The organism is Streptomyces sp. NPDC018964, from assembly GCF_044390325.1.
GTDB lineage: Bacteria > Actinomycetota > Actinomycetes > Streptomycetales > Streptomycetaceae > Streptomyces.
The window spans coordinates 1-14008 of the sequence record NZ_JBIRYZ010000019.1 but is presented as its reverse complement, the minus strand read 5'-3'; the positions used below and the strand labels follow the sequence as shown (position 1 = coordinate 14008).

The 14008-nt window shown below is 72.5% G+C and carries 9 protein-coding genes and 1 pseudogene; 5 read left to right on the top strand and 5 right to left on the bottom strand.

Annotation, left to right across the window (positions count from 1 at the left end; translation table 11 throughout):
* Window positions 1-58 precede the first annotated feature (58 nt).
* Both ACH5AO_RS26650 and ACH5AO_RS26645 read right to left on the bottom strand, forming a co-directional pair.
* Window positions 59-193: a hypothetical protein gene (locus ACH5AO_RS26650; protein ID WP_398928864.1), complete on the bottom strand. Its 135-nt coding sequence runs from the start codon at window positions 191-193 to the stop codon at window positions 59-61.
* On the bottom strand, window positions 168-968 hold the full coding sequence (locus ACH5AO_RS26645; RefSeq protein WP_398928862.1) for a hypothetical protein: 801 nt from the start codon (window positions 966-968) through the stop codon (window positions 168-170). The genes ACH5AO_RS26650 and ACH5AO_RS26645 overlap by 26 nt, the downstream gene beginning before the upstream one ends.
* Window positions 969-1748: 780 nt before the next feature.
* On the opposite strand from ACH5AO_RS26645, the gene ACH5AO_RS26640 reads away from it, so the two are divergent.
* Complete coding sequence (locus ACH5AO_RS26640) at window positions 1749-2396, top strand: peptidoglycan-binding protein (protein ID WP_398928860.1); 648 nt, start codon at window positions 1749-1751, stop codon at window positions 2394-2396.
* A 21-nt stretch (window positions 2397-2417) separates the two neighbouring features.
* Here the strand turns inward: ACH5AO_RS26640 and ACH5AO_RS26635 are convergent, their stop codons facing one another.
* Entirely contained in the window at window positions 2418-2975 is a 558-nt protein-coding gene (locus tag ACH5AO_RS26635) for a DUF2087 domain-containing protein (RefSeq protein WP_398928858.1), read from the bottom strand.
* Between the two features lie 684 nt (window positions 2976-3659).
* On the opposite strand from ACH5AO_RS26635, the gene ACH5AO_RS26630 reads away from it, so the two are divergent.
* From ACH5AO_RS26630 to ACH5AO_RS26615, 4 genes are all read left to right on the top strand, one after another.
* On the top strand, window positions 3660-5363 hold the full coding sequence (locus ACH5AO_RS26630; RefSeq protein WP_398928856.1) for a SpoIIE family protein phosphatase: 1704 nt from the start codon (window positions 3660-3662) through the stop codon (window positions 5361-5363).
* Window positions 5364-5861: 498 nt separating this feature from the next.
* The gene (locus ACH5AO_RS26625; RefSeq protein WP_398928854.1) at window positions 5862-7805 is read left to right on the top strand and encodes a glycoside hydrolase family 5 protein; all 1944 of its coding nucleotides are present in this window, start codon (window positions 5862-5864) and stop codon (window positions 7803-7805) included.
* 220 nt (window positions 7806-8025) lie between these two features.
* Window positions 8026-10881 (top strand): lectin, encoded by a 2856-nt coding sequence (locus tag ACH5AO_RS26620; protein WP_398928851.1) that lies wholly within the window; start codon window positions 8026-8028, stop codon window positions 10879-10881.
* A gap of 17 nt (window positions 10882-10898) precedes the next feature.
* Window positions 10899-12656 carry a lectin gene (locus tag ACH5AO_RS26615; protein WP_398928849.1) on the top strand — a complete coding sequence of 586 codons (1758 nt, stop codon included), beginning with the start codon at window positions 10899-10901 and terminating at the stop codon, window positions 12654-12656.
* Window positions 12657-12881: 225 nt separating this feature from the next.
* On the opposite strand, the gene ACH5AO_RS26610 is transcribed toward ACH5AO_RS26615, so the two are convergent.
* On the bottom strand, window positions 12882-13652 hold the full coding sequence (locus ACH5AO_RS26610; protein WP_398929028.1) for a GNAT family N-acetyltransferase: 771 nt from the start codon (window positions 13650-13652) through the stop codon (window positions 12882-12884).
* Between the two features lie 194 nt (window positions 13653-13846).
* Window positions 13847-14008: pseudogene (locus tag ACH5AO_RS26605) on the bottom strand (N-acetyltransferase); the annotation flags it as partial.

Below are 14008 nucleotides of genomic sequence, written 5' to 3'. Positions count from 1 at the left end.
AGGCCCGGGCCGGACGTCGGCCGGCTCACCGGGTGACCGCCCGCTGCCGGGTGCCGCCTCACCAGATCAGGCACCAGTACGCGCCGTGATGCCCGATGCCGATACGGCTGTTCCGCGGAACCAGGCCGGGGTCCGGCCGGCCCACGGACGCCATCGAGCAGGCGGGGTCACCGACCACGTCGGCGTTCGCCATGCGGCGGGCGGCGGCCGTCGCGGCCGGGGAGGTGTACCACGTGGTGGTCGTCCGTTCGTCGCCACCGGTCGTCGGCGTCGGCCTGTGCGTCCTTGCGGACGGCGTCGGTACGTGCTTCGAGGGCGCCGGCCGCGTCGCCGGTGTCCGTGCCGGCGCCGGGCGGGCGGATGACGCCGAGGGCTTCGGCGTCGCGGACTTCGGCACTGGTTCGGGTGCGGTGGGCCGCTGTGGTGGTTCGGGTGTGGCGGGCTTCGGCGGTCGTTCGGGCATGGCGGACCGTGGCGAGGGCGAGGGCGAGGGCGGAGGTGGAGGTGGGGGCGTGGGTGCCGGGGAGTCCGGTGAAAGCCGGGGTGCCGCGGACCGCGTCGGTGGCGGTGGTGTCGCCGGTCCCGTCATCGGAGTGCGCATGGTCGAAGCGCCGGCCGAGGTCCGGTGGGGCACCGGCCGGCGGCTGGGCGGCGCCGGCCGGGTCGTGGGCCTTTGTCCCGGCGGTACCGGTTCGGTTGCCGTCCGCCGTGCCGGTGGTGGCGGTTCGCCGGTCGGTCGCTGCGCCGGCGGGACCGGCCGGGTCGTCGGCCGCCGGTCCGGCGAGGCCGGCCGGCGGGGCGGGGACGTCGTTGGCCCGGGCGACAGGGTGGGCGTCGGCGTCCGCCGTGCGGTGCTCGACGGCTCCGTTCCGAACGTCCAGGACGGCAACGGGTTCAGCGTCGGAAGGGACAGGTCGTTCGAGGCCGAGGGCGTGGGACCGGGCGTGCCGCCGTCCTGCGCCACCCATGCCCACACGCCGATGCCACCGAGGACGAGCACAGCGGCGCCGCCTGCGATCCACGGGGCACGCCGGGGCGGGCGTCGGTGACGGTTCATGGTCTTACTGTCCTATGTGTCCTGGCGGGGCGCCTGTCGCGCCGCCAGGACGTCGTGCTTTCCGCCCGTCCGAGTGATACGGAGATCTCTCCGGCTTCCTTCCGGACAGCCCCTGAGCGGTCCAGGCCGAGCCGTTTCCCGGGGCGGCGTCCCTCCGGGCGGGACGCGCATCGCCCGTCGTCGCGGAAACGCACGACCGGCTCGTCGCCGAGGACCGCGACCACCGCACGTCCGGTACTGGCACCGACGTGCGGGGACCGGGCGACGTGAGGTCCCGCACCGCCTGGCAGCGGAAACCGGGTCCCGGGGGCAGCTCCGCCGACGGCGTTCCCGGCCGGCCGACCCCGACGGCCGGGGCGGTGCGGGTGTCACGCCGGAAGGACCCGTGTCGGAACCGGCCGACGGATCGTCAGGAAACCCGCATGTCAGCGTATTTCCAGGGTTTGCGCGCCACCTCCATCAGGCGCATGGTGGAAGAGGGCGACGGTGACAGCCGGCGGTGCACGGTCCGGGAAAGATCCGTGGCTCCCGGGCAGGGGCTTCCCCGCGCCTGCCCGGCAGGCCGCTCCTTGCCGGTTCCCACGCCGATCGGCCGCTTCTTGGCACCGGTACGGTGACATCTCGCGCATGCGGCAGACGAATCCGCACCATCGTCCGGTGCCTTGCCGAGCCCTGTGGAAAGGAGAGGGCCATGCCCGCGACGGCACCGTTCCCAGGAGCGGGATTCTTCCACAAGGGACAACGCAGCCCTGTGATCGCCTCGATGGGCAAACGCCTGGTGGCGGAAGGCTGCGGCAAGTACCGGACGGGTCCGGGCCCCGAGTGGACCGACGTCGACCGGCAGTCGTACGCCGCCTGGCAGCACAAGATCGGGTTCGAGGGAGCCGATGCCAACGGCATCCCGGGCAGGACGAGCTGGGACCGGCTCCGCGTTCCACCGGCCCCGGCGCCCGGCGGTGACCGCGCAGCGTCTCCCGTACCGGGGCACGGCGTCACGACCCCCCACGGGAAGAAGGGACCCCACTGGATCCTGGGCCGTCACACCGGCGCGGACTACGCCGCTCCGGAGGGGAAGCCCTGTGTGGCGGTGCGCAACGGTTCCATCGTCCGCAGCGGACACGAGAACCGCGGTTTCGGTGACTTCCTCGTGTTGCGCGTCGACAGGTTCGACTTCTACTACTGCCACCTCTCCGATAAGACGGTGGAAAAGGGCCCGGTCAAGGCCGGTCAGAAAATCGGAGAAGTCGGCTCCACGGGGAACGCCACCGGCCCTCACCTCCACTTCGAGAAGCGCCCGGCCGGCGGCGGCTTCGGCTCCGACGTGCCCCCCGTCTGGTGACCGGGAGAGCCCGCCCGCTCCTCAGCCGATCCGGGCCGTGTCCTCGGCCGGACGGCGGTAGACGCCGTCGCTCCGGTGCAGATGGCGCAGGTCGACGAGGTATCGACGCAGGGTCACGTGGTCGGTGCGACCCCCCGCGCACCAGGCGCGGAGCCTCTCGTCCACCTCGCTCTCCGCGTACTCCCGGCCCGGCTCGAACGTGTGCTCGGCGATGTGGCGCAGTACGAGTTCCTTCCGGTTCCACCGCGCGGGAAGCCTCACCAGCCGTCCGTCCCGCACGAACGTGCGGAGCAGCGTCTCGCCCCGCTCGTCCCCGGTGCCGTGGTCCTGCGCGGGCCGCCGCCCGGCCGCCTCGCGCGCCAGGCGGCGGAACGAGTCGTAGGACACCACGAGTCCGTCGGCGTTCGCCGCGAGGGCCTCCCGTTCCTCGAGCCGGCGCAGCGCGAGGAGGACCTCCTTGGCCGGCAGCCCGGTCCGCTCGACGACCTCGGCGGTGCTCGTCGCGCCCAGCGCCACGGCGGCGAAGACCCGTACCCGGGTCTCGTCGGCGAACAGCCCGGCCACGTCCTCGCCCGTCATGCCCCGTCTCCGTTCCTCGTTCCTCCGGGAGCGGTCTCCCGGACACCGTTCCGGGACGCTACCTCCGCGGCCCGGCGACGCGCCCCTGGTTTTCCGCGTGCGCGGCGCCGGCCCGGCCCGTCAGTCGCCCGGCCCGGCGCGCGTGAAGGGGCGGAACGGGCGGCCCGCCGGGTCGCGCAGGACGCGTACCAAGCCGGCCGAGGTCGACCCCGAGGCGGGAGGGCGGGTTCGACGGCCGACGACGGGTCGTCCACCCCGATGTCCGGATGCGCCGTCCCGCGCTGTCCGATCCGGCTGGAGGGCCATCGCGGGCGGGAGAAGAGCGGCTCCGGGACGACGGTCCGGCGCCGCCGTCGGACGGTCCGATCCCGGCGCGGCCCGCCCCGGCCCGGCCTGATCCGGCCCCTCCTTCCGCAGTGGCCGCCCGGGCAGGCCCTGGCAGAACCGCGCGAGTTCCCGGGCGGCGGACGCGTCGAGCGCGGTCGAGGCCGGCGTGAAACACGGTGGGGAATCCATGCGCGCTCCCGCCCGGCTTCAGCGGGGCGAACTTCACCGGAGCCGTCGGACGACGTGGGATTCTCACCCGCATAGGCATACGGGAAGGCGGGAAAGCGGGCGAAGGCACATGCGGCCGGGCACACGGGCGGCGGGCGGGGCACCGACCCGATCGGCAAGGAGGTCACGATGACAGGACCGGAGCACACGGAGGTCCACGGGCTGTCCGTGCCGGCCGCTTCCGCCGCGCTGGAAGCCATCGGCGCGGGCGCCTACGTCGTCGACGAGCAGGGCTGCATCACCGCCGTCAACGCCCGCGCCGAGGAACTGCTGGGCCGGCCCGCCGCGGAGCTCCTCGGCCATGACGCGCACGACCTGCTGCACCGCGGTCCGCAGGGGCAGCAACTGCCGAGGACCCAATGCGCGATGCGACAGGCGTTCCACGCCGGACACACCGCCCAGGCCGACGAGGACTACTTCGTGCACGCCGACGGTTCGGTGCTGCCGGTCTCCTGGCTGATCACCCCGTACGGCGTCGGCGACCACCGAGCCGCCACACTCGTCGTCTTCCACGTCCCCGAACAGCCGCGGGACACCGGCCCGCGACCGGAGCCGGCGGGCCGGTCGCTGTCGGAACTGCAACGGCTGGCCCTGCTGGCCGAGACCACCACGCAGCTGACCTCCACCCTCGACGCCGACGAGGCGCTGCGCCGGCTGGTGGCCCTGGTCGTGCCCCGGCTGGCGGACTGGGCGGTCGTCGACCTGATCACCGAACGTGACGAGGTCTGGCGCGCCGTGGTGATCCACGCCGAGGGCGACACACTGGTGCAGCGCGAGGACCTGCAGGGGCCGATGCCGCCGATCCCCGAGGAATCCCCGATGCCCCTGTCCAGAGCCCTGCGCGGTGTCTCCTCCACCCTGGCCGGACCGCGGACCTACCAGGGGACGCCGGATTCCGGCATCGCGGTCGAGCAGGCCCGCCTGTTCAGCGCCACGGGAATGCACTCCGCGGCCATCGCACCCATCCGCAGCACGCGCGCGGTCCTGGGCGCGCTGACCCTGGGCCGTACCGAGACTCCGGTGGCCTTCGCCCCCATGGACCTTCCGCTGATCGAGGACATCGCGCGCCGGGCCGGCCTGGCACTGGACAACGCCCGCCTCTACCAGCGCCAGCGCAAGGTGGCCGAGACCATGCAGAACCACCTGCTGCCCCAGATGCCGGGCGTCGCGGGCCTGGAGATGGCCGTCCGCTACCTGCCCGCACCCGACGCCTCGCACGTCGGCGGCGACTGGTACGACGCCTTCCCCCTGCCCGACGCGTCCACCGCCCTGGCCATCGGCGACGTCGTCGGCCACGACCTGGAGGCGGCGGCCGGCATGGCGCAGGTCCGCAACATGCTCCGCGCCTACGCCTGGTCCCAGCACGAACCCCCCAGCCGCATCGTCGAACGGCTCGACGAGGCGATCCAGCACATCACCGACGTCGCCATGGCCACCATGATCTTCGGCCGGATCGAAGCGGCCCACGACGGCCACTGGCGGCTGTCCTGGACCAACGCGGGCCACCCTCCGCCGCTGCTGATCAGCCGGGACGGCCTGACGAGCTACCTCACCGACGGCCACGGCATCCTCCTGGGCACCCAGGCGGGCCTCCGGCGCCCCGACGCCACAGCGCTGCTCCCGCCGGGGTCCACCCTGGTGCTGTACACGGACGGCCTCATCGAAGCACCCGTCCAGAGCCTCGACACGGGTCTGAACCGGCTGCGCCGGCACGCCGCCGCCCTCGCCCACCGCCCCCTCGTCCCCTTCACCGACCAGCTGCTCCACCGTGTCCGCCCCGCCGGCAACGACGACGACGTCGCCCTCCTGGCCCTGCGCGTCCCCCAGAACTGAACCGTGCGTGTCCCCGAGGCTGAACCCGCGGAAGAGCTTCGGAGGACCGACCTGCTCAGGCGCGGCGCGCCCCGCCCGAGGCCCCGGCCCACGGCAGGACGACGCCACTCACCGGCCGGCGGTACGTGTGGCGAGATCCTCGTCGGGATGGCGCGGACCACGCGGCAAGGGGTGCCGAGCGCGACGGTCATCGGGGGAACGTCACGGCTGACGACACTGCCGGCGGTGTGTGGTTGTACTCGAAGATCTCCTCGGTGCGGCGCCGGGGAGCCTGGAAGGCCGCTTCCGGCTCGGTGTGGACGAGCCCCTTGGCGATCCGGGCCAGGACCTCTTCTTCGTGAGCATGCGTCCCAGCGGAACGACTCCGTTCGTCCGGCCCCCGGGTCCTGACCCGACGCGCCCTCGGCCGGCCGCGCGCACCGAGCCCATGCCTTCGGAGCTGGACGACGGCGGCTCCCTCCCGCATTATGACGCTTACATGACACACCATGCGTCGCGATGACGACCGGGACGGTGACCGTGCGCGGCTCCCTGGGCAAGGCACTGCTGACCACTCTCCTCCTGCCGGCGCTCCTGGCGCCCGCTCCCGCGACGGCGGCCCCGCACCAGGGCACTTCCCGCGCGGAAGAGGCTCGTGCCGCCACGGACTGGACGGCGCCGCTCAGCACACGGGGCCGCTGGATCGTCGACGCGGACGGGAACCGGTTCAGACTGCGCTCCGGCAACTGGCACGGTGCCAGCGGCACGTGGAACGGCACCGGCAGCGCGGACGAGGGCGCCAACCACCACGCGGGGGAGAACGCCGGCCGGATACCGCTCGGCCTCGACCGCGCCCCCATGGCCGACATCATCGCCGGCTTCCGGGAGATCGGGATCAACAGCGTCCGGCTGCCCTTCTCCAACGAGATGATCCACGACACGCGCCCCGTCACCGACGACGCCGTCGCCGCCAACCCCGCCCTGAGAGGGCGGACCCCGCTCCAGGTCTACGACGCCGTAGTGCGTGAACTCACCGGCTCCGGCCTCGCGGTGATCCTCAACAACCACACCAACACCACCCGTTGGTGCTGCGGAGTGGACGGCAACGAACGCTGGAACGCGAGCCGGTCCACGAAGACCTGGGAGGACGACTGGCTGTTCATGGCCCGCCGCTACCGGGACGACAAGCGTGTCGTGGGCGCGGACCTCTACAACGAGGTCCGCCGTGACATCTGGGACGACCCCAACTGGGGCCTCGGCGACGACCACGACTGGTTCAGCGCCTCCCAGCGCCTCGGCGACCGCCTCCTGACGGAGGCCGACCCCGATCTCCTCATCGTCGTCGAGGGCATCAACTGGACCGGCATCCCCGTCGACGGGTTCGCCCACGGGCGCCCCACCCTGGAGCCCGTACGCCGTCTCTCGCACACCCTCGTCGAATCGGGCAAACTCGTGTACTCCGCCCACTTCTACGGCTACACCGGCCCGAACCACAGTGGCGCCACCGGGATCGGCGAGACCACCGACCCCCGCTACCAGGACCTCTCACCCGCCGAACTGGCCGACGTACTGGACCGCCAGGCCTTCTTCGTCACCGCCGAACAGGACCGGCACTTCACCGCCCCCGTCTGGATCAGCGAGTTCGGCGTCGGCGGCCGCGAGGAGACGGGTGCCGCCCCGCGCGCCTGGTTCGAGAACTTCGTCGACCGACTGATCCGCGCGGACACCGACTTCGCGTACTGGCCGCTCGTCGGATGGCACGAGAACCGCCGGGGCAACGGCTGGGCACTGCTGCACTGGGATTCCGCGGGGCGCCGCATGGGTGTCCACGACGGCGACGACTGGCGGGCAGCGGCCTGGACCCGTCTCGTCGGGGCCACCGGCCGCACCGGCCACGTCGACCCCGTGGCCGACTGGTCGATGCTCAGCCCCGACCACGCCGACTTCGTCGCCTCGCGCCGCATGCGCGCGCTGCCCGACTGGGACTCCGGCGCGCGCAAGGCCGTCTGTCCCGACGGGCAGCGCCTCCTGGGCCTCGGGCACACCGGCAACCGGGGCCTGTGCTCCGACGTGACCGCCGGACCGCTGTGGGATCCGGACGGCGGGCACGAAGTGGTCAAGGACGAGCGGCACGTCCCGCCCGGCGGGGACTGGGCCTCCGGATACACCAAACTCCACTGCCCCGAGGGCCACTTCCTCACCGGTTACAGCGTCCGCGGCGCCGCCGTCTCGGCCGCCCTGTGCGCGAAGGCCGTGCCCGGCGGAATCACCGGCACGGGCGGCCGTACGGTCTGGTTCGACCGGAGCGACAACCGGGGCCCCCTGCCCGAGGGAGGCGACTTCGCGCACGGCCGTTACAAGGGCCAGTGCGCGGACGGCGAGTACGCCGCCGGCATCGCCTACACCGGCCGTATCGGCTCCTCACGGACCCCGGACGCCCTGTACTGCCGCACGCTCCACTGACGCCACACCGGCACTTTGTCCCACGCGAGGAAGAAGAAGCGGGACCCCGTGCGAAAGGGGTTACGCGTTCACGCGAGGCCCGCTAACTTCCTTGAAATGAACCGGTCATGCCCCTGTCGGGGGTGACGGGCCGGTGTTCGACGGCGCGACGGCGCGCGCCCGTACTCCTTCACGGTGGGCCCCGTGGCCTGCCGCCACCCCCCATATCCAGGAGACTTCCGTGCGCACGAGACCGATCGGACACAGACGTGTCCGCGTACTGCTGACGGCCCTGGCGTGCGCCACGGGCCTGGCGCTGCCCGTGGGCCCCGCCGCGGCGGCGCCCGCCTCCGCCCCGGCCGGACCGGTCGGCGCCGCCGCGGCCGAGGACTTCCAGCAGGTCACCCTCGCCAAGGGCGTGGCCGAAACGGGCGAGCCCATGACCCTGGCCGTCCTGCCGGACCGCTCCGTACTGCACACCTCACGCGACGGCACCCTGCGCCGGACCGACGCGTCCGGCACCACCACCGTCGCCGGCCGGCTGAACGTCTACAGCCACGACGAGGAGGGCCTGCAGGGCGTCGCCGCCGACCCCGGCTTCGCCTCCAACCGCTTCGTCTACCTGTACTACGCGCCCCCGCTGGACACCCCGGCGGGCGACGCTCCGGCCGACGGATCGGCGTCCGACTTCACCCCGTTCGACGGCGTCAACCGGCTGTCCCGGTTCGTCCTGCGCACCGACGGCACCCTCGACGTGGGCAGCGAGAAGAAGATCCTCGACGTGCCCGCCTCCCGCGGGCTGTGCTGTCACGTCGGCGGCGACATCGACTTCGACGCCGCGGGCAATCTGTACCTGTCGACGGGTGACGACACCAACCCCTTCGCCTCGGACGGTTACACCCCCATCGACGAGCGCGCCTCCCGCAACCCCGCCTATGACGCCCAGCGTTCCTCGGGCAACACCAACGACCTGCGCGGCAAGATCCTCCGCATCAAGGTGAACGCCGACGGCACGTACGGCATCCCGGCCGGCAACCTCTTCGCACCCGGCACCGCCCGGACCCGGCCCGAGATCTACGCGATGGGCTTCCGCAACCCCTTCCGGATGAGCGTCGACAAGGCCACGGGCACCGTCTACGTCGGTGACTACGGCCCCGACGCGGGCACCGCCAGCGGTTCCCGCGGGCCCGGCGGGCAGGTCGAGTTCAACCGGATCACCAAGGCCGGCAACTTCGGCTGGCCCTACTGCACCGGCAAGAACAACGCCTACGTCGACTACGACTTCGCCACCGGCGCCTCCGGTTCGTCCTTCGACTGCGCGGCGCCGAGGAACACGTCACCGCGCAACACGGGCCTCACCGACCTGCCGCCCGCCCAGCCCGCCTGGATCCCCTACGACGGCGGCTCCGTCCCCGAGTTCGGCAACGGATCCGAGTCCCCCATGGGCGGACCCGTCTACCGGTACGACGCGAACTCCGCCTCCGAGGTGAAGTTCCCCGCCGAGTACGACGGCGACTTCTTCGCCGGCGAGTTCGGCCGCCGCTGGATCAAGCGCATCGAGACCGGCGGCGACGGCACCGTGCAGGCCGTCAACGCCTTCCCCTGGAGCGGTACCCAGGTGATGGACATGGCGTTCGGCCCGGACGGCGCCCTCTACGTCCTCGACTACGGCACCGGCTACTTCAACGGCGACGCCAACTCCGCCCTCTACCGCATCGAGCACGTCACCGGCGGACGCGCACCGCTCGCCCAGGCCAAGGCGAACACCACCTCCGGCAAGGCCCCCCTGACCGTCGGCTTCTCCTCGGCGGGCAGCTCCGACCCGGACGGGGGCGCGCTCACCCACGCCTGGACCTTCGGCGACGGCGCCACCTCCACCGCCGCCGACCCGTCCCACACCTACACCACCAACGGCCAGTACACCGCCACCCTGAAGGTCACCGACCCCACCGGCAAGTCCGCCACGGCCTCCGTGCAGATCACCGTCGGCAACACCGCCCCGACCGTACGGCTCGACACCCCCGCCGACGGACGGATCTACGACTTCGGCGCCGCCATCCCCTTCAAGGTCACCGTCACCGACCCCGAGGACGGCACGGTCGACTGCGCCAAGGTCAAGGTCACCTTCATCGTCGGTCACGACAGCCACGGACACCCGCAGACCTCCGCCACCGGCTGCACCGGCACCCTGCACACCCTGGCGGACGGCGAACACGACCCCAACGCCAACATCTTCGGCGTCGTCGACGCCGAGTACACCGACAACGGCGCCAACGGCCAGCCCGCGCTCACCACGCACGACCAGCACATCACCCAGCCCAGCCACCGGCAGGCCGAGCACTACGGCGGCTCCTCCGGCGTCCAGGTCATCAACCACACCAACGCGCACGGCGGCAAGACGGTCGGCGAGATCCACAACGGCGACTGGATCTCCTTCACGCCCTACAGCCTCGACAACACCACCGGCTTCACCGCCCGCGTCTCCTCGGCCGGCACCGGCGGCACCCTCGAGGTCCGCGCCGGCTCCCCGACCGGCACCCTGCTCGGCACGGCCACCGCACCGGTCACCGGCGGCTGGGAGACCTTCCAGGACGTCACCGCGCCCCTGACCGGTCAGCCGGCCGGCACCACCACCCTGTACCTCGTCTTCAAGGGCGGCAGCGGCGCGCTCTTCGACGTGGACGAGTTCTCCTTCACCACCGCCACCGGCGGCACCCGCACGGGTGAGGTGAAGGGGGTCGGCGGCAAGTGCCTGGACGTGGACAACGCGGGCACGGCGGACGGTACGGAGGTGCAGATCTGGACGTGCAACACGACGGCGGCGCAGCGGTGGACGGTGGCCGACGACGGCTCGTTGAGGGCGTTGGGCAAGTGTCTGGACGTCTCCGGTGGCGGGAGTGCGGACGGTACGCGGATCCAGTTGTGGACGTGCAACGGGACGGGGGCGCAGAAGTGGGCGGCCCAGTCGGACGGCACGGTGCGCAATCCGCAGTCGGGCAAGTGCCTGGACGCCTCGGGCGGTACCTGGGAGGACGGGACACCCGTCCATCTGTGGACCTGCCACACCGGCGCCAACCAGAAGTGGACCCTGCCGTAGAAAGGAGGCGACCCACGATGCGTACCCTGTTCAAGACAGCGCTCAGCCTGTGTGCCGGCGCCGTGCTCTGCCTGACACCCCGGGCCACGGCCCTGCCCGGCACCGCACCGGCGGCCCTTGACACCGCCGACCGCACGGCCGCCGCGGCGGCCGACCCGGCGTACAAGATCCTCGTCTTCTCCCGGACGGCGGGCTTCCGCCACTCCTCGATAGACGAGGGCGTCACGGCCCTGCGCGACCTCGGGGCGGCGAACAACTTCACCGTCACCGCCACCGAGGACCCGGCGGCCTTCACCACCGCCAACCTCGCGCAGTACCGGACCGTGGTCTTCCTGTCGACCACCGGCGACGTCCTGGGCCCCGCCCAGCAGACCGCGTTCGAGCAGTACCTCGGCACGGGCGGCGGCTACGTCGGCATCCACGCCGCCGCCGACACCGAGTACGACTGGCCCTTCTACGAAGGACTGGCCGGCGCCCTCTTCCAGTCCCACCCCGCCATCCAGCCCGCGACCGTCGAGGTCGAGGACCGGGCGCACGACGCCACCGCGCACCTCGCCGGCACCTGGCAGCGCACCGACGAGTGGTACAACTACCGCACCAACCCCCGCACCACCGCCCACGTCCTGGCCTCGCTGGACGAGTCCAGCTACTCCGGCGGCTCCATGTCCGGCGACCACCCGATCGCCTGGTGCAAGGACTACGCCGGCGGCCGGGCCTTCTACACCGGCGGCGGTCACACGGAGGAGTCCTACGCGGACCCCGCCTTCCGCCGTCACCTGCTCGGCGGCATCCGCTGGGCGGCCGGCACGACCAAGGCCGACTGCCGCCCGGAGACCGGCTACACGCCTCTGTTCGACGGCACCGGCACGACCGGCTGGAAACAGGCGGGACCGGGCGGCTTCACCCTGGCCGACGGCACCCTCACCTCGCACGGCGGACTGGGCCTGCTCTGGTACGACGCCCGGGAGTTCACCGGCGACTACTCGCTGAAGCTCGACTGGAAGCTGAACGGTGACGACAACTCCGGTGTCTTCGTGGGCTTCCCGGCCTCCGACGACCCCTGGTCGGCGGTGGACAACGGCTACGAGATCCAGATCGACGCCACCGACACGGCCGACCGCACCACGGGATCCGTGTACGGATTCCGGTCCGCCGACCTCGCCGCGCGCGACGCGGCGCTGAATCCGCCGGGGGAGTGGAACACGTACGAGATCCGCGTCACCGGAGAGCGGCTGGAGGTCTTCCTCAACGGCCGGAAGATCAACGACTTCACCAACACCGACCCGGCGCGCAGCCTGGCCCAGGGCCACATCGGCCTCCAGAACCACGGCGACGGCGACGACGCGGCCTTCCGCAACATCCGGATCAAACAGGCCGGAACCCCGTCCGACCCGCGCACGGGTGAGGTGAAGGGGGTCGGCGGCAAGTGCCTGGACGTGGACAACGCGGGCACGGCGGACGGTACGGAGGTGCAGATCTGGACGTGCAACACGACGGCGGCGCAGCGGTGGACGGTGGCCGACGACGGTTCGTTGAGGGCGTTGGGCAAGTGTCTGGACGTCTCTGGTGGCGGGAGTGCGGACGGTACGCGGATCCAGTTGTGGACGTGCAACGGGACGGGGGCGCAGAAGTGGGCGGCCCAGTCGGACGGCACGGTGCGCAATCCGCAGTCGGGCAAGTGCCTGGACGCCTCGGGCGGCACCTGGAACGACGGAACGCCGGTCCACCTGTGGACCTGCCACACCGGCGCCAACCAGAAGTGGACCCTGCCCTGACCCTGAAATCGCCCGCCACCTGCCGCTTTTGACCTGGAGTGACCGATAGGCCGCCAGGGCGAACAAGGCGAGGCGCGTGGTGGGGCCGGCCGGGGGAGTGCGCCACGGGGCCGGCGGACAGGAACCCGGTGACCACGGACCGGGCGTGCGTCGGCGCGCCCGGTCCGAGGCCGCCCCGGCGGCCCGCCGTCCACCCGGTGACAGGGGGTCTCCCGGCGCGGTCCGTCAGCTTCCCGGGGCGAAGAAGTGCAGCGGGCTGTTCGGCTCGAAGCCGATCCGCGGGTACACGGGAGCCCCGGCGGCGGTCGCGTGCAGCGTGGCGCGGGTCAGTCCGGTGGCCCGGGCACCCTCGTACAGGGCTTTGCGGGTCACCGCCTCCCCGTACCCCCTGCGCTCCCATCGTGGGTCCGTGGCCACCAGGACGACGAAGAGGCGGCCGTCCGCCTCCACGGTCCCGGCGCACGTCACCGGCACACCGTCCCGCAGGCCCAGGTAGGCGTGCACCCCCGTCCGCCACAGCCCCGAGCCCGCGAGGCCGTCGCGGCCGTCCTCCAGCGGCATGCCGTAGGCACGCGAGTTGAGGTCGGCGTAGGCCCGCAGGTGTTCGTCCGTGGCGACCCGCACGAACGTCAGGTCCGGGTGCGTCGGTTCGGGGACCGGCAGCAGGTCACCGGCCATGCCGACGCCCGAGAAGGCGTGCACCAGACCGGCCCGCCCGGCCGCTTCCGTCAGGCGCGGGCGCGCCTCGGCGTCGAGGAGGTCCTCGAAGACCCACAGGAAGCCGGCGTGCCTCTTCGAGCGCATGATGTCCGCCGCCTGACGCAGCCGCTCCTCCATGAGGTCCGCGTCCGTCCCCGTCTCGGTGAGCGTGACGCAGTTCCAGAAACCGAACCGGCACTCCGCCCAGCGCACCGCGATGCCCGGCAGGTCCCGTACGTCCGCGCCCGGATTCCGGTCGAGGACCATCACCCGCCAGACCGTGGCGAGCTGCTCCATCGATTCCACCGCGTCAGCGGAGTTCCGTGTCACCTTGTCCCCTTCGCTCGATCACCGGCAGGGGCATGTCTGCCCACCGGAACCGGCGCAGCACCCTCGAACCGGCCGGATCCGGCGTCATGGGTGACACGGGACGCCGGCGGAACACCGGCGGCCGGCCCGGAGTGGACGGCACACCGGCCGGACGGCCCCGCTCACGGATGGTCCGGAAGCCGGAGCCACTCCTCCCAGGTGACGTCCCGGCCGATGAAACGCGGCCGCTCGAAGGGCCAGTCCTCGGCGATCCAGCGCGGCACGAACGCGTCCAGCGCCCGCTCCAGCGCACCGCCCACCTCCTCGTCCACCACCCACCAGGA

Coding starts and splice junctions, on each gene's coding strand:
- ACH5AO_RS26650 (WP_398928864.1), bottom strand. CDS start 193: ATGGCGAACGCCGACGTGGTCGGTGACCCCGCCTGCTCGATGGCGTCC.
- ACH5AO_RS26645 (WP_398928862.1), bottom strand. CDS start 968: ATGGGTGGCGCAGGACGGCGGCACGCCCGGTCCCACGCCCTCGGCCTC.
- ACH5AO_RS26640 (WP_398928860.1), top strand. CDS start 1,749: ATGCCCGCGACGGCACCGTTCCCAGGAGCGGGATTCTTCCACAAGGGA.
- ACH5AO_RS26635 (WP_398928858.1), bottom strand. CDS start 2,975: ATGACGGGCGAGGACGTGGCCGGGCTGTTCGCCGACGAGACCCGGGTA.
- ACH5AO_RS26630 (WP_398928856.1), top strand. CDS start 3,660: ATGACAGGACCGGAGCACACGGAGGTCCACGGGCTGTCCGTGCCGGCC.
- ACH5AO_RS26625 (WP_398928854.1), top strand. CDS start 5,862: ATGACGACCGGGACGGTGACCGTGCGCGGCTCCCTGGGCAAGGCACTG.
- ACH5AO_RS26615 (WP_398928849.1), top strand. CDS start 10,899: ATGCGTACCCTGTTCAAGACAGCGCTCAGCCTGTGTGCCGGCGCCGTG.
- ACH5AO_RS26610 (WP_398929028.1), bottom strand. CDS start 13,652: ATGGAGCAGCTCGCCACGGTCTGGCGGGTGATGGTCCTCGACCGGAAT.